The organism is Heyndrickxia faecalis (assembly GCF_040267745.1).
GTDB lineage: Bacteria > Bacillota > Bacilli > Bacillales > Bacillaceae_C > Weizmannia > Weizmannia faecalis.
Window position 1 is genome coordinate 189651 of the sequence record NZ_CP158453.1, and the last position, 26597, is coordinate 216247.

27 protein-coding genes are annotated in these 26597 nt (G+C 45.6%); 2 read left to right on the plus strand and 25 right to left on the minus strand.

Annotation, left to right across the window (positions count from 1 at the left end):
- Positions 1–131: 131 nt before the first annotated feature.
- The 25 genes from ABR335_RS00885 to rpoE form a co-directional block, all read right to left on the minus strand.
- Entirely contained in the window at positions 132–695 is a 564-nt protein-coding gene (locus ABR335_RS00885; protein ID WP_035183243.1) for a TIGR01440 family protein, read from the minus strand.
- A 14-nt stretch (positions 696–709) separates the two neighbouring features.
- On the minus strand, positions 710–1150 hold the full coding sequence (gene rpiB / locus ABR335_RS00890; RefSeq protein WP_014096755.1) for a ribose 5-phosphate isomerase B: 441 nt from the start codon (positions 1148–1150) through the stop codon (positions 710–712).
- 267 nt (positions 1151–1417) lie between these two features.
- Positions 1418–2707 carry a methyl-accepting chemotaxis protein gene (locus ABR335_RS00895; RefSeq protein ID WP_014096754.1) on the minus strand — a complete coding sequence of 430 codons (1290 nt, stop codon included), beginning with the start codon at positions 2705–2707 and terminating at the stop codon, positions 1418–1420.
- 3 nt (positions 2708–2710) lie between these two features.
- On the minus strand, positions 2711–3160 hold the full coding sequence (locus ABR335_RS00900; protein ID WP_014096753.1) for a low molecular weight protein arginine phosphatase: 450 nt from the start codon (positions 3158–3160) through the stop codon (positions 2711–2713).
- A gap of 117 nt (positions 3161–3277) precedes the next feature.
- Complete coding sequence (locus ABR335_RS00905) at positions 3278–3829, minus strand: manganese efflux pump MntP (protein WP_014096752.1); 552 nt, start codon at positions 3827–3829, stop codon at positions 3278–3280.
- Between the two features lie 144 nt (positions 3830–3973).
- The gene (locus ABR335_RS00910) at positions 3974–5035 is read right to left on the minus strand and encodes an L-threonylcarbamoyladenylate synthase (RefSeq protein WP_014096751.1); all 1062 of its coding nucleotides are present in this window, start codon (positions 5033–5035) and stop codon (positions 3974–3976) included.
- Between the two features lie 199 nt (positions 5036–5234).
- Positions 5235–5996 carry a stage II sporulation protein R gene (gene spoIIR / locus ABR335_RS00915; protein WP_046721505.1) on the minus strand — a complete coding sequence of 254 codons (762 nt, stop codon included), beginning with the start codon at positions 5994–5996 and terminating at the stop codon, positions 5235–5237.
- A 74-nt stretch (positions 5997–6070) separates the two neighbouring features.
- Entirely contained in the window at positions 6071–6922 is an 852-nt protein-coding gene (gene prmC, locus ABR335_RS00920) for a peptide chain release factor N(5)-glutamine methyltransferase (RefSeq protein WP_046721511.1), read from the minus strand.
- An 11-nt stretch (positions 6923–6933) separates the two neighbouring features.
- On the minus strand, positions 6934–8004 hold the full coding sequence (gene prfA, locus ABR335_RS00925) for a peptide chain release factor 1 (protein WP_017550319.1): 1071 nt from the start codon (positions 8002–8004) through the stop codon (positions 6934–6936).
- Positions 8005–8154: 150 nt separating this feature from the next.
- Entirely contained in the window at positions 8155–8544 is a 390-nt protein-coding gene (locus ABR335_RS00930; RefSeq protein WP_014096747.1) for a hypothetical protein, read from the minus strand.
- Between the two features lie 65 nt (positions 8545–8609).
- On the minus strand, positions 8610–9182 hold the full coding sequence (locus ABR335_RS00935; protein WP_014096746.1) for a thymidine kinase: 573 nt from the start codon (positions 9180–9182) through the stop codon (positions 8610–8612).
- A gap of 116 nt (positions 9183–9298) precedes the next feature.
- Positions 9299–9499, minus strand: coding sequence for a 50S ribosomal protein L31 (gene rpmE / locus ABR335_RS00940; RefSeq protein ID WP_013860746.1), 201 nt, complete (start codon positions 9497–9499; stop codon positions 9299–9301).
- A gap of 159 nt (positions 9500–9658) precedes the next feature.
- On the minus strand, positions 9659–10939 hold the full coding sequence (gene rho, locus ABR335_RS00945; protein WP_013860747.1) for a transcription termination factor Rho: 1281 nt from the start codon (positions 10937–10939) through the stop codon (positions 9659–9661).
- Between the two features lie 434 nt (positions 10940–11373).
- The gene (gene glpX, locus ABR335_RS00950) at positions 11374–12339 is read right to left on the minus strand and encodes a class II fructose-bisphosphatase (protein WP_014096744.1); all 966 of its coding nucleotides are present in this window, start codon (positions 12337–12339) and stop codon (positions 11374–11376) included.
- Positions 12340–12448: 109 nt separating this feature from the next.
- The gene (locus ABR335_RS00955) at positions 12449–13735 is read right to left on the minus strand and encodes a UDP-N-acetylglucosamine 1-carboxyvinyltransferase (protein ID WP_014096743.1); all 1287 of its coding nucleotides are present in this window, start codon (positions 13733–13735) and stop codon (positions 12449–12451) included.
- A 179-nt stretch (positions 13736–13914) separates the two neighbouring features.
- Positions 13915–14562 (minus strand): fructose-6-phosphate aldolase, encoded by a 648-nt coding sequence (fsa, locus tag ABR335_RS00960; protein WP_014096742.1) that lies wholly within the window; start codon positions 14560–14562, stop codon positions 13915–13917.
- Between the two features lie 301 nt (positions 14563–14863).
- Positions 14864–15721, minus strand: a complete 858-nt coding sequence (locus ABR335_RS00965; protein ID WP_014096741.1) for a class II fructose-bisphosphate aldolase — start codon at positions 15719–15721, stop codon at positions 14864–14866.
- Between the two features lie 211 nt (positions 15722–15932).
- Positions 15933–16298, minus strand: coding sequence for a response regulator (locus ABR335_RS00970; RefSeq protein ID WP_013860752.1), 366 nt, complete (start codon positions 16296–16298; stop codon positions 15933–15935).
- A gap of 194 nt (positions 16299–16492) precedes the next feature.
- Positions 16493–17293: a hypothetical protein gene (locus ABR335_RS00975; protein ID WP_350346407.1), complete on the minus strand. Its 801-nt coding sequence runs from the start codon at positions 17291–17293 to the stop codon at positions 16493–16495.
- Between the two features lie 91 nt (positions 17294–17384).
- On the minus strand, positions 17385–17639 hold the full coding sequence (locus ABR335_RS00980) for a hypothetical protein (protein WP_350346408.1): 255 nt from the start codon (positions 17637–17639) through the stop codon (positions 17385–17387).
- 12 nt (positions 17640–17651) lie between these two features.
- Complete coding sequence (locus tag ABR335_RS00985; protein WP_350346409.1) at positions 17652–18485, minus strand: hypothetical protein; 834 nt, start codon at positions 18483–18485, stop codon at positions 17652–17654.
- Entirely contained in the window at positions 18482–19171 is a 690-nt protein-coding gene (locus ABR335_RS00990) for an ABC transporter ATP-binding protein (RefSeq protein ID WP_014096738.1), read from the minus strand. Before ABR335_RS00990 ends, ABR335_RS00985 begins: the two co-directional genes overlap by 4 nt.
- Complete coding sequence (locus tag ABR335_RS00995) at positions 19168–19569, minus strand: GntR family transcriptional regulator (RefSeq protein WP_014096737.1); 402 nt, start codon at positions 19567–19569, stop codon at positions 19168–19170. Before ABR335_RS00995 ends, ABR335_RS00990 begins: the two co-directional genes overlap by 4 nt.
- A gap of 270 nt (positions 19570–19839) precedes the next feature.
- Positions 19840–21441 carry a CTP synthase gene (locus tag ABR335_RS01000; protein ID WP_350346410.1) on the minus strand — a complete coding sequence of 534 codons (1602 nt, stop codon included), beginning with the start codon at positions 21439–21441 and terminating at the stop codon, positions 19840–19842.
- Positions 21442–21671: 230 nt separating this feature from the next.
- Entirely contained in the window at positions 21672–22256 is a 585-nt protein-coding gene (gene rpoE, locus ABR335_RS01005; protein WP_014096735.1) for a DNA-directed RNA polymerase subunit delta, read from the minus strand.
- Positions 22257–23267: 1011 nt separating this feature from the next.
- Between rpoE and ABR335_RS01010 the strand changes: the two genes are divergently transcribed.
- Together ABR335_RS01010 and ABR335_RS01015 are read left to right on the plus strand one after the other, a co-directional pair.
- Positions 23268–23948: an ABC transporter ATP-binding protein gene (locus ABR335_RS01010; RefSeq protein ID WP_350346411.1), complete on the plus strand. Its 681-nt coding sequence runs from the start codon at positions 23268–23270 to the stop codon at positions 23946–23948.
- Positions 23941–26406, plus strand: coding sequence for an ABC transporter permease (locus ABR335_RS01015; protein WP_328228485.1), 2466 nt, complete (start codon positions 23941–23943; stop codon positions 26404–26406). The genes ABR335_RS01010 and ABR335_RS01015 overlap by 8 nt, the downstream gene beginning before the upstream one ends.
- The last annotated feature ends 191 nt before the right edge of the window (positions 26407–26597 follow it).

Genomic DNA, 26597 nt, shown 5'->3' on the forward strand with positions numbered 1-26597 from the left:
CGGTACCCCCTCAAGATTGTTTTCATATTCTTTTTTATTTTACCATAATGCTTTGCAAAATTTGTCCATTTTTTTGACAGGAAGAAAAAAAACATGCCCCGCATACAACATGCAGGGCAGTATAGGGGTCCTTATTCCGGCTGTTCTTTTTCGTAAACCGCCCGCACGCCGCCGATCAGTTTCGGCCGCGTTTTGGCAAATGTAACATGGGCTTTTCCCAGCTCTTTTTCGGAAACCCTTACAGGCACGGCAACATGCTTTAAGTGCATGCCGATCAATGTATCTCCGATGTCGATGCCCGCGTCAGCCCGGATATATTCGACGACAACGGGATCTTCCATGTGAGCGTATGCATACGTAGCCATCGCGCCACCCGCCTTCCGGACAGGCACGACCGTCACTTCTTCCCATCCCTTTTCATCAGCAAGCGAACGGTCAACCACAAGCGCCCGGTTCAGGTGTTCGCAGCATTGAAATGCCAGTTGGAATCCGAACCGGCGTGCAAACATCTGTACACTGTCATAAATAATGGCGGCGACATCCATTGCCCCTGCTGTCCCGATTTTTTTCCCGGTTACTTCGGATGTCGAGCAGCCAACAACAAAAACCTGTCCTTTTTTCATTGGCACCTGCCGGAAAAATTCATCCAGCATGCGGTCCAACTGTTCTTCCAAACGTGCCGAATCTGATTGCAACAAAAACACCTCTGTTATTTTTGTTCATACTGCGCGATTTTCTCAATCCTGCGCGCATGGCGGCCGCCTTCAAACGGCGTTCCGAGCCATTCTTTTACAATTTCACAGGCCAGCCCCGGCCCGATGACCCGCTCTCCCATGGCGAGGACATTGCTGTCATTATGGGCCCTTGTAGCCTTCGCGCTGAAGACATCATGCACAAGCGCGCAACGGATACCCTTTACTTTATTGGCGGAAATACACATCCCGATTCCGGTGCCGCAAATAAGGATCGCACGGTCAAATTCCCCTTTTGCCACCTTTTCCGCAACCGGAAGCGCGTAATCCGGATAATCAACCGATCCTTCACAATCGCATCCGAAATCTTCGTAGGCAACACCCAGATCCTGAAGCAAACCCGCAATTTCCTGTTTAAGATGCTTACCGCCGTGGTCTGAAGCCAATGCCACTTTCATGTTCTTCCCCCTCCTTCATGCTTCTGATTCTATTGTGGCACAGAACGGCGAAAAAGAAAATAAAGCGTCTTAGAGCCAGGTTCCATGGCTGTTAAAATTTCCGGCCCGTTTAAAACGTCCATCGTCCCCGGAAAAATGCCAGGCATACGGCCACATGTTTCCGCATCTCCTCTTGTCTTGCGGGATTTCCCGGCACAAAACCAGAATTGCCACGCTTCTTCCAGCCAAAACCGGTGCTCCCCGTCCAAAACCAGGCGGGCGAAAAACTCACCGGATATGAAAGCGGCGGGTGCTCCCTTTTAATTTCTCCGCATCCTGCTCGAGCTGCGCGATAAGCCTTTCAATCAATTCCATGTTCTGCGCCTGCTCATTTGTAATCGCGGTGACTTCTTTTGCCCCGGCAGAAGTCTGTTCGGTAATGGCCGCCACTTCCTGCGACTGGCTCGAAGCTTCGTGAATCGCATCCATTTGGTTCTTGGCCATACCGGCAATTTGATCAACTGCCCCCGCAACCAAATGGATTGATTCCGTCATTCTGTCCATCGCTTCATTGGCCTTTTGTCCTCTGTGCACTTCTTCATTGGCTTTTTGAACTTGTACAGCCATTTGTTCGACAACCCGTGTACCTTCCTGCTCAATGTGCTGGATCATCCCGGTAATACCCTGAACGGCCTGGGCACTTTCATCCGCAAGCTTCCGGACCTCATTTGCGACCACCGCAAACCCGCGCCCGTATTCCCCGGCGCGTGCCGCTTCAATAGAAGCATTCAACGCCAGCAAATTGGTTTGTGCCGCGACTTCACCGACAAAAGAAATGATCCCCTCCACTTTCTTCGTTTCTTCCGCAAGATCCCGAACGGCTTCCAGCGAGATGGTATTTTCTTTTGCCAGATTTTCAACACCTGATATAAGCGAGTCCATTGTCTCTTTGCTCGTCTTTAATTCGCTCAGCATGTGATCAGAAGATTTTTTGCAAGTATCCGCTTTCCCGCGGACTTCGGATGCAAGCTGATAGGTTTTTTCAACGAGGTCAGCCGCAGATTGGGTGGCAGCCGCGGATTGCTCGGCGCCAAGTGAAATCTCTTCCACCGTCTTGTTTACATGTTCCGCCTGGCCCGCAGCCAGTGCCGTTTTCTCCGATATTTCCGACACACTTTCTTTGGTGCGTTCCACATTTTCATCAATTTGTTCAACCGTCTCCCGCAAATTGGAAAGCAAAGAATTGAAAGCCGCTGCGAGCGACTCGATTTCATCGCCCGATTTCGGCACGGGGACTTCATCTCTTAAATCCCCGCGGCTCGCTTTAAGGGCTGCATCTTCTAACTTGCGCATCGGGCCTGCAATCAGGAATGAACCGAAAAAGCTTAAAATCCCGGACCAGATAATCCCTAATGCAAGTGTAATGACAATAAACCACGGCAGCTTTATCCAGTCGGAAAAAAACGGATAAATAAGATAAATGAAAAGACCGCTTGCCGAATATGTAATAAAAGACAGCCCGGTTACGAACAATACAATTTTCTTCGTTAAACTGAATCTATAGCTTCGCTTTTCCATCCGTCACACCCGCCCCTGGTTTCCCATTTTCCTGTTTTTAATCAAACGATTGATCAATGCATGCAATTGTTGATAAGTTTCTCTGTAAGCATCCAGGCTGCCGCCGTACGGATCCGGCACATCCCCGCTGCTTCCGGCATACTCCGCGATCGTAAACGTTTTATTGCGGGCATGCGGATACCGTGCTGCCACTGCCTGTTTGTGCCCGGACGTCATCGTAAGAATCACGTCAGCCCAACCCGCCAAATTCTCCGAAAGGTTCCGGGCGTGGTGGCGGAAATCGATTCCATTTTCTTTCAGCACTTCGTAGGTATGGACAGAAGCGTCTTCACCCTCGGGCGCAAAAAGGCCGGCTGATTCCACTTCAATGCCTGTCAGCTGTTTAGCTTTTAAAATGGCCTCCGCCATCGGGCTCCTGCATGTATTCCCGGTGCAAACAAAAAGGATATTCAAAGGCTGTCCTCCTATCCTGAACTTTTAAATCTACTATTATTATAGTAAAAAAGACCTTAATTACAAGGTCAATCTGTTGATAGATAAAAAAACGCCGGAAAATTGAAGCCGGCTTTTCTAAATAGAAAATAGCAATTTCAGTCCAAAAACAACGAGGATCGTTCCCCCGAGCACTTCGCCGTACACCCCGATCCAACCCTGGAATTTCCTGCCAATCAAAAGGCCGAGCCAGGTTAAAAATGTAGCAGCAACGCCGAAGCAAATCATAACAGCAACAGTCCGCACGCCGAAAATGCCAAGTGATAGCCCGGCAGAAAAACTGTCCAGGCTTACACTCAACGCAAACAGCATCGTTCCCCATCCGGACGGGCTGACAGCTTGCGCCCCCTCCTTTTTGAAGACCCATACAATCATCTGTATCCCCATAATCACGAGCAATATGCCACCAATATACTGGGCAAATAGGCCAAAAGTACGGGAGAGAAGATGGCCCGCAAAAATGCCGAGAACCGGCATCAACACATGAAAAATGCCGACCGTTAAACCTATGTAAAAGATTTGCCTCAGTCTGGGCTGCATCATGCCCACGCCGAGGCTTACCGAAAAAGCATCCATACCGAGCGCCAAAGCCATGATCGCCAAAGTTACCATTTCTGCGATGACTGCCATCTCTTTTTCCCCCTTTGGACGTGCCTACTCCAGCTTATGCACGTCCGGGGCGTTTTAGAAGCCGCAGATCATCCGAAACCGCCCGCGCACCCGATCCGCAATAAAACAGCACCAAGCGATAAGGGCAGTTTAAAAGCGTCCGGGTTACTGAACATCCTCTTCTTTTACATAACGATGCCCCGCTGCTTTCTCAAGCCGATTCATAATCGCCCGGCCGATGCCTTCACGCGGAAAAATTTCAGAAAATATCACATCCACTTTTTGCGCATTAAACGACCGAAGTGTATCATACAAGTGCTGGGCAACGGTCTCAAGGGATGCCCGCCTGCCACAAACTGCCACCACATCAGCACGGACGATACCGGACGTTTCTTCCGTCACAATCGCTCCTGTTACTTCCCCTTTTTTCCGGTGCGCATCGATCATTTGCTGCATAAAAGCTATGCTGCCATCCACAAGATAAACCGGCGCATCTGGCGCATAATGCGTATATTTCATGCCGGGTGCTTTCGGCCGGGCGCCAGCACCAGTTCCCTTAAGTCCCGGATCAAGCCTCACTTTTCCAATCCGTTCTTCGAGCTGTTCTTTCGTAACACCGCCCGGGCGCAAAATCACAGGCACTTCCGCTGTCACATCGAGCACGGTCGATTCCACTCCGACACCCGTTTCTCCGCCGTCCACAATGCCGGCAATTTTACCGGCAAGGTCTTCCCGGACATGGCGAGCTAATGTCGGGCTCGGCTTGCCGGACCGGTTGGCGCTCGGGGCGGCAATCGGCAGCCCGCTCATGCGAATAAGCGCCAGTGCAACCGGATGCCGGGGCATGCGGATCCCGACCGTGTCCAGCCCGGCCGTCACCTTTTCGGACAATGCCCCTTTCTTTACTTTTACAACGAGCGTAAGCGGGCCCGGCCAAAAAGCTTTCATCAGCACTTTCGCCGTTTCCGGTATTTCTTCCGCCAATTCTTCCAGCTGCTTTTCCTCCGCAATGTGGACAATCAGCGGATTATCGGATGGCCTTCCTTTTGCCTTGAAAATCTTATCCACCGCTTCATCGCTTGTTGCATCGGCTCCTAAACCGTATACCGTTTCAGTCGGAAAAGCGACTGTCTGCTTCTCTTTCAGTAACTGCGCTGCTTCTGCAAGTTGTGGATAAGCACCGGGATTCTCCACAGTTTTATCCACAACCCAGTATTTTGTTTCCATTCTTTTTCACCTTTCTCCATCCAATCATCGGTCCTGCCAGGATATTTATTTATCAAGTTTTCTCCCGGCAAGTATACAAAAGTTCGAAAAATGAAACAAGTATTATCCACAACTTGTGGATAATACTTCGCATTTTGTTGATAACCCGTCTTTGTTCCAGCCCGTTTGTCCGGCTTTTCCACAATCCGGGTGGAAAATGTTAAAACAGTTCTTTGATCACTTTCACAATCAGCAGCTTTTTCTCCACCTCGCCATCCTCTCCGGCGTAAACAGCGCTAGTGTGGTTTGCTGTTTCACCGACTGGCTGTTTCGTTTTGCGGTCTTGTGCCGCTGGTTGATTTTCATGCGGTTTCCGGTTCACTTTTTCAGCTGCCGGCTCTTCCGCAGGTTTTGTGCGGGCATTGGAAGTCGCAACCTTCTTTGTTTCCGATTTCTTTTCTTCACTCCCGCCAGCTGTTGCAACGCCGTTGGAAAAATCGAGAAAACAGAGGGGCGGATACAGGACGCACCACCAATTGGCGCCCTTGCCTTCCCCAAGCGTAATCAAAACCGCTTCATACTTCCCGGCCGGATATAAGTACTGGCCGTATAATTTTGTCGGAAAGGCGACCTTACCAAGTTCGGCTTTTACCGGTTCGTCCAGCTGTTCTTCCGCCATCACCCTTCTTGCAATGCTTTCAATTTCCGGCAAGTGGGAGCGGATGACTTTTTCCGCTTCTTTTTTGGAATTTAAGTGGCCTACCCATTTGGCGATGTTCGTATTTACTTCATCGCGGATTTTCCGTTTTACTGCCTGGTCTTCCGGCTTGTCACTGTTTGCCAGAATGCGCAGCCGGATCGCATCTTTCGGAATAACGATGGTTTCAGCCTCCACCGCTTTTTGTTTCGGTGCATATAAACTGATGATCGTTGCGATCGATAACATGAAAATATACAATGAAACCACTGTTTTTCTTTTCATTTTCTTCCCCCGTCCCTTCATATTCCCATTGTGGGCAGGAACAGGGGATTTTAAACTATGAATCTGAAAAAAAGCTAATTTTTTTCGCAAAACACCATCCGCTCATGGCCATTGATATCGCGGACGACTTCCACAACGCTTTCCGGAAATGTATCCCGCAACAGGCAGGAAACGCGCTCCCCCTGGCCTGACCCGATTTCAAAACCGACGAGCGCCCGCTTGTTTAAAACAGACGGCAATGTTTCCATAAAGCGCCGGTAAAACGCAAGGCCGTCTTCTCCGCCAAACAGGGCCGTTTCCGGGTCATGGTCGCGCACCACAACGGATAACGAGCCCCGGTCCGTTTCCGGGATATACGGCGGATTGGATAAAACAATGTCCAATTTCTCGCCGTGTATAAACGGTTGGAGCAGATCTCCGTGCACAAACCGGATATCCGCATGCAGGGCTTCAGCGTTTTTTTCAGCTACGGCAAGCGCTTTTTCCGAAATATCGGAGGCGTACACCAAAAGCTCCGGAAACTCCAATTTAATTGTGGTCGCGATAATGCCGCTTCCTGTCCCGATATCTGCCAATGTAAGCCCTTTTGTTTCCCCGAAATGACGGCGAATCCGTCCGATTGCGCCCTGCACCAATTCTTCCGTTTCCGGGCGCGGAATAAGCACATCCCCGTTGACAAAAAATTTCCGTCCATAAAAGGTTTCATAGCCCGTGATATGCTGGACCGGAACCCCTTTTGCATGGGCTTCTGTTGCTTGCCGGAACTTCGCCTCCACATCCGGAGGCAATGCCATCCGCAAGTTGGAAAGCAGGCGGGTGCGATCCATATCCAGAAAATGTCCGAGCAAGATCTCCCCGGCTTGCGCGTCGCGGCCGTTTTCCGTTAAAAAAGAAGAAGCCCACTGCAAGGCTTCATACACTTTTATGTTCCTTTCCATCAGCCATTCACACGCTCCAGTTTTTTTGACTGGTCTTCAAGGATAAGGGCATCAATGATTTCATCGAGTTTGCCATCAAGCACCTGGTCAAGCTTTTGGATCGTTAACCCGATCCTGTGGTCCGTCACACGATTTTGCGGAAAATTGTACGTACGGATCCGCTCGGAACGATCCCCCGTTCCAACGGCAGATTTCCGGTTGGCGTCATATTCCGCCTGCGCTTCCTGCTGAAATTTATCATAAATACGGGCACGCAGCACTTTCATCGCTTTTTCTTTATTTTTGATCTGCGATTTCTCATCTTGGCAAGACACGACAATCCCGGTCGGAATATGGGTCAGGCGCACAGCTGACATCGTCGTGTTGACGCTTTGCCCGCCCGGCCCGCTTGATGCAAATGTATCGACCCGGATATCTTTCTCATTGATATCCACTTCGACTTCCTCCGCTTCCGGCAAAACCGCAACCGTTGCCGTTGACGTATGGATACGCCCGCCCGATTCCGTTTCCGGCACACGCTGCACCCGGTGAGCCCCGTTTTCAAACTTCAATTTCGAATACGCACCCTTGCCGTTCACCATAAACACAATTTCTTTGTACCCGCCGATCCCCGTGACATTGGCTTCAATCACATCGATTTTCCAGCCTTGCGATTCGGCATAACGCATGTACATGCGGTACAGGTCGCCTGCAAACAACGCGGCCTCATCCCCGCCTGCTGCCCCGCGGATTTCCACAATTACGTTTTTTTCGTCATTCGGGTCTTTCGGCAGGAGCAAAATTTTCAGGCGCTCTTCATATTCCGGGATTTTTGACTCGAGCTCATGGATCTCTTCTTTCACCATGTCCTTCATTTCAGGATCGAGTTTTTCCGAAAGAAGCGACTTTGCATCCTGGAGCTGTTTTTGCACTTCTTTATATTCACGGTACACCTGCACGGTTTCCTGTAAATCCGACTGCTCCTTCGAATACTCCCGCAGTTTTTTCGGATCATTGACGATCTCAGGATCACTTAACAACTCGTTCAGCTTTTCGTACCGGTCTTCCACGGCCTGCAACCGATCGAACATCGAACCCCACCTCATTTCACAACGTATTCCCGTTCCGATAACAGCAAAATCCGCCCTCAGACATAACAAATTTATTATAGTATACGCACGGGGAAACTTAAAGCGGAACATGAAAACAGCTGCTGAAACGCCTTTTTCCGGGATGATTTCCTATTTCACGTCTATTCGGACATGAACGTTGTAGCGGGGCGCCACTTTCAAAAGCTGGCTGCGGATGTCCGCTGCTTTTTTCATTCTTTCCCTGTGGTTCAGCTGTTCCTCCGTGTGAACATTGACCCACATATCTTTCCCGTTCACATATACCGAATGGGGGACGGCGCTGTCCATCTTCCAAACCGCTTCCCGCACCCTTTCGATATCCGCATTTACAGCGGTTGCCCTGCCAGCATCCCCGTTTCTTTGCCCGGCCTTTTGCGTATCCGCCGTGCTTAACGGCCTCGTCTCAATACGATCCGGCGCAGCTTCACGGGTCCGGTTTTGGGCCGTACAACCTGCTAAGAGCAGCATGGCCAGGCAGAGGAAAATCAGCTGTTTTGCCATAAAAAAAACCTCCTTTTCCAGTAGGTTTCCCTTCGGACGGAGGTTTATTTACGGACCACGTGCCGTCACAGCGGCGGATGGTCGTGGCATTTGCGGCAAACAGGATAATACGTGTCATTCCCGCCGATCTGGATCTGGTCCCCTGTATACACCGGCTTCCCGTTCTCATCGACGCGCAAATTCATCGTCGCCTTCCGCTCGCAAAACCAGCAGATCGTTTTCATTTCTTCGATTTTATCCGCATACAAAAGCATGTATTTGCTGCCCTCAAAAAGTTCATTTTGAAAATCATTTTTAAGGCCAAACCCCATTACCGGGATATGCAAATCATCGACAATACGGGCAAGCTGCAGCACATGTCTTTTTTTCAAAAACTGGACTTCATCGATCAGGACGCAGTATGGCGGGGGATTGTACCCTTTCACCATTTCAAAAATATCCGTATCATCGTAGATCGGGATCGCCTTCCTGCGCAAACCGATTCTGCTTGAAATATAGCCTTCTTCATCGCGCGTATCGATACCCGATGTAAAGATAAGGACCGGTTTATTCTGTTCTTCATAGTTATGGGCAACTTTCAATATTTCAATCGATTTGCCGCTGTTCATTGCGCCGTATCTGAAAAATAGCTGTGCCATCGTTCCCGCTCCTTATTTCAACAAATATGGTTTTAGGATCAGAAAAATCCGTCCGGGCAAACCGGAATCCCATAAAAAAAACAGGCAAACGCATCGCCTGTTTTTCATGGATTCTTTTATTTAAGTCCGTATTTTTTATTAAAGCGATCAACACGTCCGTCAGCAGTCGCGAATTTTTGGCGTCCTGTATAGAATGGATGGCATTCGGAACATACTTCCACGCGCAGTTCATCTTTTACAGAACCACTTTCGAATTCGTTGCCGCACGCACATTTGACCATTACTTTTTTGTATTCTGGATGAATTCCTGGTTTCATGCTTTTCATCTCCTTCAGCCCTGAGTCATTGCGAAACAGAGTTCTATTGTTTTACGGGACACGACCTGTAAAATTTCATAAACACACTATGCTTAGTATAGCAAGTCCGAAGTGGAAATGCAACATCACTGCCTGAAAAAAGTTCTTCCTTATTTTTCCTTATATTACACGCCTTGACGATGATACTTTCAAGTCTGCTTTGATCATTTCCACAAACTCGTCGTTTGTTTTGGATTGTTTCAGCTTGCGCAAGAATTTTTCGACAAAATCCGGAGAATCGGACATCGATTTGCGGATCGCCCACAGCACTTCGAGATGGTCTTTCGAAAGCAGCAGTTCTTCTTTCCTTGTACCGGAACGGCGGATGTCGATGGCCGGGAAAACGCGCTTTTCAGCGAGGGAGCGGTCAAGATGGAGCTCCATGTTCCCGGTGCCTTTAAATTCTTCATAAATCACATCATCCATGCGTGATCCGGTATCGACTAGCGCGGTGGCCAAAATTGTCAGGCTGCCGCCTTCTTCAATATTACGCGCCGCCCCGAAAAACCGTTTCGGACGATGGAACGCAGCCGGGTCAATCCCGCCTGAAAGCGTTCTCCCACTCGGCGGAATCACAAGGTTATAGGCGCGTGCGAGGCGCGTAATGCTGTCCATTAAAATGACGACATCGCGCTTATGCTCGACAAGGCGCATCGCTCTTTCCAATACGAGTTCCGCAACCTTGATATGGTTTTCCGGCACTTCGTCAAAGGTCGAGCTGACGACATCCGCATGCACGGAACGTTCAATATCTGTTACTTCTTCCGGCCGTTCATCAATCAACAGAACGATCAATTCCGCATCAGGATGGTTCACGGTAATAGAGTTGGCAATTTCTTTCAGCAGCATCGTTTTACCGGCTTTCGGCGGCGCCACAATCAAACCGCGCTGCCCGAAACCAACCGGGGTGATTAAATCCATAATCCGGGTGGACAGTTTTTCGGGAGCCGTTTCAAGGATAATCTGCCGGTTCGGATAAAGCGGCGTCAGAGCCGGAAAATGAACCCGTTCCTTAGCGGTTTCCGGGTTTTGGCCGTTTACCGCTTCCACATGCAGCAAGCCGTAATAGCGTTCGTTTTCTTTCGGCGGCCGGACTTTGCCGGAAACCTTATCGCCGTTTCTTAAATCAAAGCGGCGGATTTGCGAAGCAGAAATATAAATGTCCTCCGAACTTGGGGAGTAGTTGATCGGGCGCAGGAATCCGAATCCTTCCGACTGGATGATTTCGAGCACGCCTTCCATAAAGAAATACCCTTCTTGCTCTGCCCGTGCTTTTAAAATCGCAAAAATTAACTCTTTTTTCGTCAGTTTGCTATAGTAGGATACTTTATACTCTCTTGCAAGGGCATAAAGCTCTTTTAACGTCATATTTTCCAGACTTGATATTGATAAACTTTCCATAAAAACACCACACTTTTTCAATTTACAGTCGGGTAGAGCAGTCTGTTTCTTCCGTTACATCAAAATTTTCCATTTGTTCCCGGCGCTTAAAACTATACCGGTATACCAATGGAACAGAACAGGCTAAAAATAAAGGAATGTGAAGGCAAGATATGAACATCCACAGTTTTGCTTTGCGCATAGATAGAAAACATGAGCTGTCTGCAAAGAGGCAATGTTGCAGCACGTGCATCTATGGAGCCGCACCATGTACGGAAGAAAAAGAAGACAAACAATTGAATATTTATAAATAAAATCATAATCATTTTAACCCTGAAACAGAAGAGAAATCAACTAAAAATAGCATAAGAGGTAAAAAACTTTGTTGAAAATGGGAGGGAAGGCGGCACTTCCGCCCTTCCCCCGCCGCTATAGCTGCATGGTCCCCCGGAGATTTACGCTTTGATCACAAGGTTCGGCTTTTTCTTCAGACTGTGCTGCCCTTCAATAAAGCGGACCGTCCCCGACTTTGCACGCATGACGACAGAATGGGTGGATCCGTACTGGCCCTTAAATTGGACACCGCGCAAAAGTTCCCCGTCGGTTACGCCGGTCGCAGCAAAAATGGCGTCATCCCCGCTCACAAGGTCGTCCATCATCAGCACTTTATTGATGTCAACCCCCATGCTCAGGCAGCGTTCTTGCTCCGCGTCGTTTTGCGGCAGAAGGCGTCCCTGGATCTCGCCGCCGAGGCATTTCAGCGCAACTGCTGAAATAACCCCTTCCGGCGCGCCGCCCGATCCGAACAAAATATCTACACCGGTATGGTCGAATGCCGTGTTAATGGCAGCTGCCACATCCCCGTCATTGATCAGTTTGATCCGGGCGCCTGCAGCACGGAGCTGCGCAATAATTTCTTCATGGCGCGGACGGTTCAGAACTGTTGCCACCACATCCTCGATATCTTTATTTTTTGCCTTTGCCACAGCTTTTAAATTATCGATAATCGGCGCATTAATATCAATCATGCCGACTGCTTCAGGGCCGACAGCAATTTTATCCATGTACATATCCGGCGCATGGAGCAAATGTCCGTGATCTGCTATCGCCAGCACACTGAGCGCATTCCAGCCGCCGGATGCAAGAATATTCGTTCCTTCCAGCGGGTCAACTGCAATGTCAACGCGGGGGCCGTATCCGTTCCCGAGTTTTTCCCCGATGTACAGCATTGGTGCTTCATCCATTTCCCCTTCACCAATGACGACAGTGCCTTTCATCGGAATGGTGTCGAACACATCACGCATCGCGGACGTTGCCGCATCATCCGCTTCATCTTTCAATCCGCGCCCCATCCATCTTGCGGATGCAAGTGCTGCAGCTTCCGTGACGCGAACCAATTCCATTGACAAACTTCTTTCCAATTTCACTACCCCCATAAATAGATTTTTAATTAGTATATCACATTTAAAAAATTATTGTGTCATAATTTCTCTGTTTTTTTCTATTTATGGGGGAGCCGGCAGTTGTTCGCTAGGAATGGTTCAGGTGTTCCATCTCCTTTTCGGACATGCCTTCCCGCCAAACAGCAGCACCAAGTCCGGTTAGTTTTTCCACGAGGCAGCTGTATCCGCGGTCGATATGTTCAACGCCTGTCACTTCTGTCACGCCTTCTGCCATCAGGCCGGCAATGACAAGGGCAGCACCCGCACGCAAATCACTCGCTTTCACCTTTGCCCCTTGAAGCCGGACCGGACCGTTTACAATCGCAGACCGTCCTTCCACTTTAATATTGGCGCTCATTCTCCGCAACTCGTCAATATGTTTAAAGCGGGCGGAATAAATTGTATCGGTTACGATGGACGTCCCTTCTGCTCTTGTCAGAAGCGTGGTGAACGGTTGTTGCAGATCTGTCGGAAACCCCGGATAAACGAGCGTTTTAATATCAACGGGTTTCAGCTTGTCTGCTTTCCCGATAAAAATCTGTTCATCCCCGGTTTCCACAGGTATGCCCATTTCCCTGAGCTTTGCGGTCAGCGACTCGAGATGATGCGGAATGACATTGTCAACAAGTACTCCTTCACCCGCGGCCGCCGCCAGGATCATAAACGTACCGGCTTCGATCCTGTCCGGAATAATCGTATGCCGGCAGCCGCTCAAATGGTCTACGCCTTCAATCCGGATGACATCTGTTCCGGCGCCTTTAATTTTTGCGCCCATATTTGTCAAAAGTGTGGCTACGTCAATGATTTCCGGCTCTTTTGCAGCGTTTTCAATGATTGTCCTTCCCTTTGCTTTAACGGCAGCCAGCATAATATTGATCGTTGCCCCGACACTGACAACGTCCAGATAAATACGGGCACCTTTCAATTCATCCGCCCTTAAATAGATGGCACCCTGCTCATTTGTCACTTTTGCGCCCAATGCTTCAAAACCTTTAATATGCTGGTCGATCGGCCGCGGTCCGAGATGGCACCCGCCCGGCAGCCCGATGACAGCTTTTTTGAACCTGCCGAGCATCGCGCCCATTAAATAGTATGAGGCACGCAGTTTCTTCACCCTGCCATTGGGCAGCGGCATCGAGATCATATGGCGGGGATCGACCGTAATTTCCCCGTCCTCTGACGTAACCGTTGCCCCGATCTCTTCCAGCAGGCCGGTCAATGTTCGGACATCGGAAATTTCAGGCAAGCCTTCTATTGTTACAGGAGATTCCGCGAGGATGGTAGCAGGTATTAAAGCGACAGCGCTGTTTTTTGCGCCGCTCACTTTAATGGTGCCTTTCAAAGGATATCCCCCGGCAATTTTTAGCTTTTCCATATTAAGCTCCCTTCTTTAGCGGGTATGGATGTACATTCCGGCTGTAAATGGCCGTTCGCAAACTGAGTCCGAAAGCCCCGAAAAACAATATGAATCCCAGCAACAGGATTGCCGAACAGGCGGAAAATCAAACTGTCCCGGAGAAAGCAAGAAATAAAGAGCAATTTTAAATATTTCCGTTATTTTGCTGTACGGCTGTTCCAGTCGCGTGTAAATTGTTCAATCCCTTTGTCCGTTAATGGATGCTTGAACAGCTGTGTGAGCACTTTAAACGGGACGGTTGCGATATGCGCCCCTGCGAGCGCCGCTTGTGTAATATGTTGCGGGTGGCGGATCGAAGCTGCGATAATTTCCGTATCAATTTGATGGATGGAAAAAATTTCGGCAATCTCGGAAATCAGGTGGATGCCGTCATGACCGATATCATCCAGCCTGCCAAGGAACGGCGAAACATACGTTGCACCCGCTCTTGCCGCCAAAAGCGCCTGATTGCTGCTGAAAACCAAGGTAACATTTGTGCGGATGCCTGCCTGTGCCAATTGATGAACGGCTTTCATTCCTTCCGGCGTCATCGGCACTTTGACTGTAATATTCGGAGCAATAGCCGCCAGTTCCTTTCCTTCTTTCACCATACCTTCCGCATCTTCGGAAACGACTTCAGCACTGACAGAACCAGGCACGAGCGCCGTAATTTCTTTTAACCGGTCATGGAATGAAACATTTTCCTTTGCCACAAGCGACGGATTTGTCGTTACACCGGACAAAATCCCCCATTCATTTGCGGTTTTGATTTCCTCGAAATTGGCAGTATCAATAAAAAATTTCATTCTGCTTCCATCTCCTTTTATGGTTCCTATGTATCCATTTCCACTATACCACGGAACGAAAAGAAAGTTCAGAAAAACAACCGTTTTTTTCACTGGTGCCTATCCAAAAAAACTATAAACCCTCTTGTTTCGGGCGTTTGAACCTTGTTTCCCTAAAAAAGCCCAAATCTAAACGCCTGAAGCCATTCGCATTTTAAAACGCCATACCAAAAAAGCCCGGCACGCACGGGGCAGCGCCAGACCTTTTTTATCTTGAACACTCATCCTTAAGGCATGCGTGTTCTCGGCTAATCTAAAACGATCATGCTTTTTGGTTAGAACCGAACTCGCGGATTTTGCCGATAACGGTTTGTTTAATCGTTTCGCGTGCAGGCCCGAGGTATTTGCGCGGATCGTATACATCCGGATCAGCTGCCAATACTTCACGAACCGTTTTCGCGGAAGCAATTTGGTTTTCCGTATTCACGTTGATTTTCGCAGTACCTAAAGAAATAGCTTTTTTAATATCAGCTTCAGGGATGCCTGTCCCGCCGTGAAGTACAAGCGGCATGCCGGTAATTTTGCTGATTTCTTCCATTTCTTTGAAGCCAAGGTTTGGTTCGCCGTGGTAAGGGCCGTGAACCGAACCAAGAGCCGGTGCTAAAGCGTCGATTTTGGTCGCGTCAACCAGCTTTTTACATTCTTCAGGATCCGCATAAATGATGCCTTTTCCGACAACATCGTCTTCCTGGCCGCCGACAGTGCCGAGTTCTGCTTCCACAGATACGCCGTGGGCATGCGCATATTCCACCACTTTAGAAGTAATTTCCACGTTTTCATCAAACGGATGGTGGGAAGCGTCGATCATTACAGAAGTAAAGCCTGCATCAATGGCTTTCTTTGCATTTTCAAAGCTTGAACCGTGGTCAAGATGGATCGCGACCGGAACCGTGACGTTCAAGTCTTCCATTAATCCTTCAACCATTTTTACAACGGTTTTAAAACCGCTCATGTAACGGCCTGCTCCTTCGGAAACACCGAGGATGACCGGGGATTTTTCTTCTTCTGCAGCCATCAGAATGGCCTGGGCGTATTCAAGGTTATTGACGTTGAATTGCCCTACCGCATATTTCCCTTCTTTTGCTTTATTCAGCATTTCAGTCATGGAAACTAAAGGCATGAATTTTCCTCCTTATCATTTGCGTTAAAAAGATTGCCCGAGGTTATCATTTTTATGATATACAATCTTCATAACATCATACTAGCCTATTGATCATTCCTTAACAATCATAACAAACAAAACCGGCATTTACCAATGAACTTTATTTGTCGGTAAAAAGAAATAAAATTATCAAAATTTTACGGTTTAGCACTTTTTTCACTTCATGCGCTTACATTGCCAAATATTTTTTCACTGCCTTGCGGATGTCGTCAATATCAAACGGCTTTGCAAAATGGGTCAGCGCCCCGAGCTCCTTCGCTTTCTCAATCAAGTCCAGTTCGCCGTAAGCGGTCATAATGATGGCCCGGATATCCGGTTTCATTTCTTTCAGCTTTTTTAAAATTTCAATGCCGTCCATGCCGGGGATTTTCATATCCAGCAAGACAAGGTCGATTTCATGGTTTGCAGCCAGGGAAAGTGCCTGGGGGCCGTTTGCCGCCTGAAAGGTTTCATAGCCCTCTTTCTGCAGCACTTCCGTAAGCAAAACCCGGATGCCAAATTGGTCGTCAACAATTAAAATATTCGGCTCTCTCATTTTTCTCCTCCATCAGCTGATCAGTTTTAACAAAATTTGTATGTATTTTTGCCTGGCATTACTCACTTGCTTTATGTATGTTAAACTATTTCTACTTCTTGTTCCTTTTTTCCTGCTTATGCAAGTGGCAAATTAAATGATCATAGACGGAGGCGGAAAAGCGGCAAAAAAAATAAAAGGGGAAGGCCCCCCTTTTATTCTATCGTCAACTTAACCCCTTCCACATACCGGGGGTTAATTCGTTTTCCTTTTTGAACCACTTTTCCACTGTACAGCTGCTTGCCGCTTGAAATGTCAAACACATACAGGAGACACGCTTTTTCCCGGGAATCGTTCGGGATAAGGAAGTACAACCTGCCGTTTTTGATTTCAGGGATGGGGTTGCCCGTACTCTGGTACTTGATAGCAAATGTCTTGTCTGCTTTCAGCTTTCCATTCCCGTCAAAGGTTAAAAGGCGCGCGCCTCCTTTCTTTCCCCCGGTTGCCATATAAACCGTCTTTCCGTTGTAAACATATTTCCAATTATCGCGGTTTCGCAGCGGAATGTTTATCGGTGGCTTGAGTTTTTTCGTTTCATTTGTGTAATATTTGTAAATGACGGTATTCATTTCCTTTACTGAACCGTCATCGTCCACTTTCTCTTCTTGATATGCCAGTATATGGTTGGGCTTGTTCATGTCGGTTTCTGCGAGCTGGGTATATTGAGCCATTCTCCCCGTCTGTCCTCTTTGTGTAATCCATTTGCCTCCGGTTATTTTCTTGTCCGGCAGGCTGACACGATATACGCGGATATCTCCATCTGTGGCTGCCGCTACTTTCAGCTCATTCCCGGTTTTTTGCACATCCCAAACCGATGGAAAAGATTGTTTTGAAAAACCCTGCACCTTCCTCTTCATTGTTTCTGTTTTTCTTGTTTTCTTATCCAGCACCTCGACATACAGTTCTTTATCGAACCGGTGAAGCGGCTGCGGAATGATGTCCGCATAAGCAATCATTTGTCTATCCTCATAAAAGCCGCCTTGATTGGTCTTTCCCCTCATAAATCGGGGGTACTGCTTGACATACTGCTTGTACCAATCGGGGTCTTCATCTAGTAGCGAAAAAGAAGATTCCCTTCCTAAATAGCGGCTTCCAGATGAAGTAATCGAAAACATGCGATTCAAATGGTTCTTCCTGGTTATCCAGAGCAGTGATTTTAACATTTCGGATTTCTTTTTCATTTCCGCTTATCTTTTTCAGCATAAGCCCCGGATCCTTGTCAGCGGCCAATGCGGTGTAAAAAAAGGGAATCGCCGCCACAACCGCAACCACAATCACCAATAAATTTATATAGCGTCTCATCGTATCTCTCCCTTACACCGTTACTTTGTATTTGATCAAGTATCCCCCCAGCAGGATGGAATACCCCGCGATGATGGCAGTCATGGCCACTTCAATCCATAACAATTCCGATTGGTACAAAACACCGGGCAGCAATATATCAAAGAGGAAATCCGGCGTCCAAAATAAAACGAACGAGAGAAAGCCGAAAAGCAGGCCGAGCAAGACCCCCTTCATGCGGAAACTTCTTTCCAATAAGATGGCCGTAAAGATCACAAGGACCACTGTAAACCCTAACCCGTAATGTAAGAGAAAGTCTATCACTGTACTAGGAAGGAGCAGGTTAAACAAGGGAAAACTTAAGACAGCATCTATGACCGTCATATCCATCCTGTAAATGCCCGGTGTAATAGCATTAAAAAAGAAATGTTCAACCGGCAGCAAAACAATCTGAACAGCAACAAATCCAAACACCATCAGCAAAATGCTTGCCGCTTTCGCCAAATAGAGATTCCATCTTTCAACAGGAAGCATCAAAAGCCGGTATATAAACGTATGCTTACCGTACCAGTCCCTGTACCAAATCAGGAATATATAAAACATCATGGCCGCCGCACAAAGCGCAATCGGCCCCATGAACCAAATCGAACCAAAGCAGTCGATAAAGCCGATCGAACCATAATGCTTTACGTATGCCAGCTTTGGCAGTGACTGATGATACATGATCTCATTTGCTTTAGTGATGTAACGATGCATCGTCAAAAAAACGGCCGTAAATTGTGAAAGGATGGTGATTGCAACCAAAGACCAGTAGATTTTCGCAAAACGGTTGATTTCGAAGTTGACGAGTTTTACAAAACTTTTCATTGCCGGTATACCTCCCTCATTATATCGACAACGGATTTCCCTTCGCTTTGGCGAATGTCTTCCGTGTAAAATTCTTTTAAAACCTTCCCGTCCCCGAGCAGCACCACTTTGTCCAATAGATGCTCAATATCGTTGATTTCATGTGTGGTAATCAACACCCCGCGGTTTTCAACCAGGCCGCTTGCGAACACATCTGCAATTTGTTCCCGGCTGAAAATATCAATGCCCGAAAAAGGTTCATCCATCAGCACATAATCGACATCGAGCGATAGCCCAAGCAGCAAATTCACTTTTGCCATGTTTCCTTTCGAAAGGTCACCGATCCGGTCATTTTCATTCAGTTTGAAAAAATAAAGCAAGTCTTTTGCGCGCAATGCATTCCAGTCCGGATAATAATCTCGCATAAAAAGAATGGCATCTTTGATTTTCATCCGCGGCAGCATGATGGGCGCATCCGGAATGAATGCCAGCTTCTCGTAAATATGTTTGTTGTACGGTTCCCCGTCGATCAGAATCTTTCCTTTGCTGACCGGGACAAGCCCTGCAATCGCTTTTAAAGTGGTTGTTTTGCCTGTCCCGTTCACCCCGATCAAACAGGTAATTTCCCCTTTTTCTGCTGTAAAAGAAAGCGAATCAAGCACTTTTTTTCGCCCGTATTTTTTCGTAACTTCCATAACTTCAATCATGCCCGGCCCCCCTTTTGCCCGCGGTATTGCCTTTTTACCAGCTCCAATAGCTCCTCCAGCGGAATGTCCATCGGGCGGATCGCATCCAGAAAATCAGCCAATGCTGACTGGATCAGTTCTTCCCGTACCCGGGCAAGCACTTCCCGGTCTGTTGTAATCCGGCTCGGAAGATTGCGTTCTGTGTGGATCAAACCTTGCTCCTCCATTTCTTTATACGCTCTTTGCGCGGTATTCGGATTGATTTTTAACATGGCTGCAAGTTCGCGCCGCGATGGAATTTCCTGTCCCGCCTCAAGGCTCCCTGACGCAATCCGGGTTTTAAAATAGTGGATAACCTGGATGTAGACAGGATCGCGGTTATTCCATTTAATCTCTGCGATGATCTGAATCGCCCCCATCCTTTTTCATCTCTCCATGTGTATGAAGGGCTTCATACACGAACGTCAAAATGATCGTATTAATACATTCATACAGCTGATATGTGTATCATATCGTTCATACACTTCTCCGTCAATGGTTTTTTATAAAAAACCCGAAAAAAATTCCGGGCTTTTGTATGAAAAAAAACGGGATGCAAAAAAGCGGTGAGAAACCAAGCATAATGGTCTCTCACCGCTTTTTTCATTTAGGTGCCTTTGGAAAAATGGAGCACTTCCAAAGGGACGAGTTTATTGTTTCCCCTTGATCGACGCTTCGATAAACCCTTTAAACAAAGGCTGCGGGCGTGTCGGGCGCGAGGTAAATTCCGGGTGGAACTGGGAAGCAACGAACCACGGATGGTCCTTCAGCTCGACAATTTCAATGAGCCGGCCGTCCGGGCTTGTCCCTGAGAACGTGACCCCGGCATTTTCCATCTGTTCACGGAATTGATTGTTAAATTCATAACGGTGGCGGTGGCGCTCATAAATGACTTCATCCTGATAAGCTTCATACGCTTTCGTACCTTTCACAAGCCGGCAAGGATAAAGCCCGAGGCGAAGCGTACCGCCGAGGTCTTCAATTTCTTTTTGCTCCGGCAAAAGGTCAATCACCGGATAAGGCGTATCCGGGTTGATCTCCGAGGAGTGCGCATCTTTCAAACCGAGGACATGGCGGGCAAATTCGACCGATGCAAGCTGCATACCAAGGCAGATGCCGAGAAACGGAATCTTGTGTTCACGGGCATACTGGATGGCAAGAATTTTCCCTTCGATGCCGCGATCGCCGAAACCGCCCGGCACTAATATGCCGTCCGCATCTTTCAGCAGATCCGCCACATTTTCCCTGTCCACCTCTTCGGCATTGATCATGTCAATATCAATATCTGCATCAAACTGGTAGCCGGCATGTTTGAGCGCTTCTGCAACGGAAAGATAGGCATCCTGGAGTGCCACATATTTGCCGACAAGCGCAATTTTTACCGTCTTTTTCAGATTGCGCACCCGGTCAACAAGCCCTCTCCATTCGGCCATATCTGCTTCCGGGCACTGCAGTTTTAAATGGTCGCAAACAAGCTGGTCCAGTTTTTGCTCCTGCAGCATGAGCGGGATGGCATATAACGTATCGGCATCGATGCATTCGACTACTTCACGCGGCTGGATATCGCAGAACAATGCAATCTTGTCCTTCATATCCTGCGAGATTGGCATTTCCGTCCGGACGACAATGACATTTGGCTGGATTCCGAGGCCGCGCAATTCTTTTACGCTATGCTGCGTCGGCTTCGTCTTCATTTCGCCCGATGCTTTTAAATAAGGAATTAATGTACAATGGATGTACATGACATTGTCAATCCCCACGTCCGTTTTGATTTGCCGGATTGCTTCCAGGAACGGAAGCGATTCAATATCACCGACCGTCCCGCCGATTTCGGTGATGACGACATCTGCATTGGTTACTTTTCCAGCACGAAAGACACGTTCTTTGATTTCATTGGTAATATGCGGGATGACCTGTACGGTGCCGCCGAGATATTCGCCGCGTCGTTCTTTCCGGATGACTTCGGAATAAACTTTACCGGTCGTGACGCTGCTGTATTTTGTTAAGTTAATGTCAATAAAACGTTCATAATGGCCGAGGTCAAGGTCGGTTTCCGCGCCGTCGTCCGTTACAAACACTTCCCCGTGCTGGTACGGGCTCATCGTCCCCGGATCAACATTAATATACGGGTCAAATTTCTGGATCGTAATATTCAACCCGCGGTTTTTTAACAACCGCCCGAGCGATGCCGCAGTAATCCCTTTTCCCAGCGAGGAAACGACCCCGCCTGTTACAAAGATATATTTTGTCACGTGTTGTCCCCTCCTGTAATGTAACATTATTGTTGCCCCAATACACGGCTTCATCCATTTTTAAGGGCTTGGGTCTGGTATGAATCGTTTTTTAAATCAGTCCTGTAAAAAACAAAAAGCCCCTCTTGCAATACGGGTTGCAAGGGGGAGCTTGATTTATTTTGCGATATTCCGTCCTTTTCAAAGGAGCCCAAACATAATACTACCGTTGTCCTGGAAAGAAGTCAAGACTAATCTTTGTCGTTAGCGTCTTCCTCTTCTTCGTCTTCAGTAATGTCGAAATCATCCGTGAGCAGTTCATCGTCTTCGAAAGTTTCATCATCATCTTCATCTTCATCGATATCAGAAAACTCATCGTCAGCCAAATCTTCGTCTTCGGCCAAATCTTCATCTTCCTCGTCTTCGTCGGCAAAATCCTCATCATCATCTTCGACGACATCATCGATATCCTCAAGATCGAGGTCCTCATCATCAATAATGTCCTCTTCTTCCTCGACAACTTTCGCTTTTTTCCGCTTCGTTTTTGTTTTCACGGTGTGGGTCACTTCTTCGTCAATCTGGTCAACCGGGTACCAGGCGCGGAGACCCCAAGTGTTGTCCCCCAGGCTGATAAATCTCCCGTCAATGTTTAAGTCCGTATAGAACTGGATCATTTTTCTTTCGGTCTCTTCTTCCGGCAATCCTAAAACCGCGCCGATTTCCGCAAGCAAGTCCTGGAAGGAAGTCACTTGTTTCTTTTCCTCCAATATTTGTTCCGCCAACTCGATAAAAGACATTTCCTTCAGTTCTTCTTTCGGCAACTGTCGCAAGCTCACGCGTCGCACACCCTTTCTCATTGATCAAAACTGCTATATGGCAGGCAAATGCTAATCTTTGCATGATTTAATAGAAAACATATTTACCATTATATACAAAAAGCAAACGTTTATGCTAGCCCCGCGGCCTTTTCCGGCTTTTTTTATCCCGGATTTTTAAGCGGCCCGGTGTCCTCATCAGCCGGTATGCAAGATAAAACAGAAAAAAAGAGAGGATTAAAAAAGGGATGGCACCAAGTTCTTTACTGTATAAATAATACCCAGCCAGCAAAAAAACGATCATACCGCTGCATGATAGTAAAATTTTGATGAAAGAAAACAAACAGTCCACATCCCTTGAAAAAATAAGCGATTGACGAGTCCTACTCCCACCTTCCGCCTATTCAAGCACATCTCCTATATCCTTGTCCATTTTACATCCATCTGGTAGAAAGAAACAACAGAATTCTATGTGGAAAGAAAATTTATTTTCGTACTTGCCATTGAGCGAAAGCAAAAAACCGGCATTCAGCTGCCGGTTTTTTGCTTTTGGAAGCACACGCTGCATTTTTGTCCAGCGGCAACTCCTAGCGGAAAATGCTATTTGGGTCGTTCAGCTTTGCTGGCACTGTAGTTTTAGCTGTATCAGTATCCAACTTATCCTTTGTTGGCCCGGTAACGTTTGCAACAATACTAAAAGAATGGCCAGAACGCTTGGCACCTGCTTCAGTCGGAATATATAATGCTAATATCAATATTGTCGGTATGAGTAAACTCACATTATAATTGGAATATTATGTTAAACAGATTCTTTTTTAAAAAGTTCCATCATTATCAATATACTGGAAACTTCAAAATTCAGAGAGTAGTTTTACTTCTCCCATTTTGCCAGCCATTCACAAAAAATGGCAACCACTATGCCGCGAGGAGATCTCTTCTATGAATAATGACTCACGATGCAGATCCATCCCTAAAATGACCATATGAATATATAGCTCAAAAATATTATCGTTTTTATTGAAGGAGAATATTATGGAAGCATTAATAGAAGCTAATCGAATTTGTAAAAGATATAATCAAAAGAGCAGTAACATGGAATTGAAAGAAACATCCCTTACCATTCAAAAAGGAAAGATTTATGTCATTGAAGGGAAAAGTGGAGCAGGGAAATCAACCTTGTTAAATATTCTGGGAGGAATGGAGAAACCCACATCTGGAAAAGTATATTACAAAGGAAAATCCTTTTATGATCTAAAGGATTCAGAACAGGCTGCTATTAGAGGGGAACAATACGGATTTATATTCCAATCTTTTCAACTTATTCCGGAATTGACTGTAAAAGAAAATATAGAACTTCCACTCATGTTTATAAATAGGCATGAAAGAACAAATAAAGTGGAAGAATTAGCTGGATATTTAGGGATTGAAAATCAATTACATAAGCTTCCTGACTTTTTATCAGGAGGGGAACAACAAAGAGTAGCCATTGCTCGGGCACTTATTACTGATCCCAAAATTATATTTGCCGATGAGCCCACCGGTAATCTTGATGGAGAAACAACCAAAAAAATGATCCATTTATTTACAAGTCTGTGTAACAAAAAAAATATAACACTGATTGTTGTTACTCACGGAAAGAATTTATTCGAATTTCCAGACACTTTGTTTCTTATGAAAAACGGGAGATTGCAGGTGATACAAGAAAATGTTTAATTTAAGCATGAAAATTCTTTTATCGCGAAAAAAATGGTTATTTCTCATCGCTGGTTCAATTGCCATTGTTCTATCATCCGTAGCTTCTATATTTATTGCTTCTGAATCTGTAAGATCAGCAATTAAACAAAAGGCTCAGAATACTTACGGAGAACATACCGGTGTGTTAACAAATATTACAGAAACAAAAAAATCATTGTTGAAGAGAAATAAGGGGATATCGGTAGGAGTATATCAAATTATTGGTAAAACTAAAGTTAGTAGTGATAGATTTGCAACGGTGGGCTGGATGGATAAAAAATCAATATTATTGGGACATTTAAAATTAATAAGTGGGAGATTTCCGGAGAAGCCAAATGAGGTTGCGATAGAATCTGCGTATTTACAAGGCCCTTTAAAAAATTGGAGAATCGCGGAAAAAAGAACAATCAAAATTGGAAACAGCACGAAAAGCTTACGCCTTGTTGGAATAGTAAAAAATTATTCATCACAATGGTCAGTAGCCGAGGATTTTGAGAAGGGTGTCAATGACTTCCCGAATATATTTATATCTAAACAGTTAACTACCAATTATAAGAAAAATAATAGTTTTTTGTTCAAATATAACGGAAGCACAAAAGATTCGTTTGAAAAATCAATAGATCTTATTAATCACTATGACCAACAAGGCACTGTTAATAGTCGATTATTTAATAACGGACTAAATCAATGTGATACGATCAGGACCTTATCGATTACATTTCAATTATTAATTGTGATTCTTTCACTATTTTCTATAAACAGTCTCATTTTATATTTTACCCAAGATCAACATAAAAAATTGGGTATTATGAAATCCGTAGGTGCAAGTCAACGAGCTTTATACCGCATATACATTTACCAAGCTGTTATTATTTTTGTTTTAAGTGCCTTATTTTCATTTCCTATAGTATATTCTATTCAGTCACTAATCATTCATTTCTCATACAGAGAGTATTTTTCTAACTTTATGCTGATGATTGAAATGGTTGGAATGAGTATATTACTATACATTGGATTATTCTTTATGATCTTATTTTTATTCCTTAAAAATGTTAAGGAGTCCGGCACATTACATGTACAAGAACTATTGAACCAGCAAAATCGTGTAAGTTTCAGCGAACGATATAAAAGCGTTTTTAAAGGCTTTCATTCTAGCTATGGAAAATTATTAGTGAAAGAATTATTTTCAAATCCGAAGCAATTCTACCTTACTGTATTAATTTTATGCTTTTCATCTTTAACATTCACATTTACAAATTATATTCAAAAAGATAATTTGTATGGTTGGGAAGGGCTTAAATCCAAGTATTATTTAAACTCCCAAGAAGCTTTTAGCTTTAAAACACAACAAAATTTAAAAGTATTAAGTCACCAGGGATTAACCTTTACAGAAGCTGAAGTAAAAAAACTGGAAAAAACACCCGGGGTTTTATACATAGATAAAACTCCATTCATGGAAGATGTCGAAACGCTAATTGATCGGAAAATGATTACACCTTCCATTAACAATTGGATCTTTAATGAAAACTCTGCTTATAAAACTTATAATAATAAAATTATTATTCCGGATGTAAAATACGTTCTTCTCAATAAAGACGACTGGAAAAATATTGAGGCTCCAAAGAAATATAAAGATCTTGATGGCAAAGCATTCATTTATAATCCAGTTAACAAGAAAAACACAAACGAGGATAAAATCTTAGTTGGAAATACATTGACTTTAGTCAGATTGTATAAAACGCCAACCGGAATGAAAACCAGTCAAAAAAAGTTAAAAATTCTAGATGTTATTCATAAACCATTTAAATATAGAGTCAGCCCTTCTGTAGAAATAAAAAAAGATGACTTTATTATTTTGATGGACACTCAAACCGCAGTAAAATCCGGTTTGTTCCATGGGTTTAATGAACTTGAGATTTACACGAAAAAAGATATCTCTCATAAAGAAAAAATGAATCTTGATAAACAAGTAAAATCCTTATCGTCAACATTTCCTGGCAGCTTAGTGCAGAATACTTCTCAATTAATAAAAGACGATAATAAAATTTATAATTATCTCAAGGTGCTTGGCATGCTTTTGTTTTTTGTCTCTCTTATCCTCACTGCGATTTCCGTCACGATCATGATCTTTAGCAAATATCAAACTCAGAAGAGACAGTGGGGCATTTACTTATCTCTTGGGATGAGTAAAAGAAACATCATGCAACTCGTTTTTAGCGAAATATTCATTTATGTTTTTGTCTCTATGATTTTAAGTATGTTAATTTGTTGTATTGGATTGATAATGTTACCGCGTCAGTATCCCCTTGTTTTCTATTTTAAATATTTTCTGTTGTCTATTTTAATTGAAATCAGTTTTCTCATTATCGGGGGCTATATAATAAATCGTTCCTTACAACGTCAATCAATTGCTTCTTTCCTTAGAAGGGATGAGTAACACGCCTTGGACATAAATAAAGAAGCGAAAAGCTATCGTGATATGATGCAATAGCTTTTCGCTTCTCTTTCTTTTTTCTAATTCATTCGCAATATGAATAGAACGCGTGTATAATCGAAATTTTTGCCAGTTTTTTAAGAACAATACTTCTTGCAGCCGGCTCCTCGGATAGCATAACCTGCCCGTAATAA

Coding starts and splice junctions, on each gene's coding strand:
- rpiB (WP_014096755.1), bottom strand. CDS start 1,150: ATGAAAGTGGCATTGGCTTCAGACCACGGCGGTAAGCATCTTAAACAG.
- ABR335_RS00895 (WP_014096754.1), bottom strand. CDS start 2,707: ATGGAAAAGCGAAGCTATAGATTCAGTTTAACGAAGAAAATTGTATTG.
- ABR335_RS00905 (WP_014096752.1), bottom strand. CDS start 3,829: ATGGCAGTCATCGCAGAAATGGTAACTTTGGCGATCATGGCTTTGGCG.
- ABR335_RS00910 (WP_014096751.1), bottom strand. CDS start 5,035: ATGGAAACAAAATACTGGGTTGTGGATAAAACTGTGGAGAATCCCGGT.
- spoIIR (WP_046721505.1), bottom strand. CDS start 5,996: ATGAAAAGAAAAACAGTGGTTTCATTGTATATTTTCATGTTATCGATC.
- prfA (WP_017550319.1), bottom strand. CDS start 8,004: ATGTTCGATCGGTTGCAGGCCGTGGAAGACCGGTACGAAAAGCTGAAC.
- ABR335_RS00930 (WP_014096747.1), bottom strand. CDS start 8,544: ATGGCAAAACAGCTGATTTTCCTCTGCCTGGCCATGCTGCTCTTAGCA.
- ABR335_RS00935 (WP_014096746.1), bottom strand. CDS start 9,182: ATGGCACAGCTATTTTTCAGATACGGCGCAATGAACAGCGGCAAATCG.
- rpmE (WP_013860746.1), bottom strand. CDS start 9,499: ATGAAACCAGGAATTCATCCAGAATACAAAAAAGTAATGGTCAAATGT.
- rho (WP_013860747.1), bottom strand. CDS start 10,939: ATGGAAAGTTTATCAATATCAAGTCTGGAAAATATGACGTTAAAAGAG.
- ABR335_RS00955 (WP_014096743.1), bottom strand. CDS start 13,735: ATGGAAAAGCTAAAAATTGCCGGGGGATATCCTTTGAAAGGCACCATT.
- fsa (WP_014096742.1), bottom strand. CDS start 14,562: ATGAAATTTTTTATTGATACTGCCAATTTCGAGGAAATCAAAACCGCA.
- ABR335_RS00965 (WP_014096741.1), bottom strand. CDS start 15,721: ATGCCTTTAGTTTCCATGACTGAAATGCTGAATAAAGCAAAAGAAGGG.
- ABR335_RS00970 (WP_013860752.1), bottom strand. CDS start 16,298: ATGAGAGAGCCGAATATTTTAATTGTTGACGACCAATTTGGCATCCGG.
- ABR335_RS00975 (WP_350346407.1), bottom strand. CDS start 17,293: ATGATTGCTTATGCGGACATCATTCCGCAGCCGCTTCACCGGTTCGAT.
- ABR335_RS00980 (WP_350346408.1), bottom strand. CDS start 17,639: ATGAGACGCTATATAAATTTATTGGTGATTGTGGTTGCGGTTGTGGCG.
- ABR335_RS00985 (WP_350346409.1), bottom strand. CDS start 18,485: ATGAAAAGTTTTGTAAAACTCGTCAACTTCGAAATCAACCGTTTTGCG.
- ABR335_RS00990 (WP_014096738.1), bottom strand. CDS start 19,171: ATGATTGAAGTTATGGAAGTTACGAAAAAATACGGGCGAAAAAAAGTG.
- ABR335_RS00995 (WP_014096737.1), bottom strand. CDS start 19,569: ATGGGGGCGATTCAGATCATCGCAGAGATTAAATGGAATAACCGCGAT.
- ABR335_RS01010 (WP_350346411.1), top strand. CDS start 23,268: ATGGAAGCATTAATAGAAGCTAATCGAATTTGTAAAAGATATAATCAA.
- ABR335_RS01015 (WP_328228485.1), top strand. CDS start 23,941: ATGTTTAATTTAAGCATGAAAATTCTTTTATCGCGAAAAAAATGGTTA.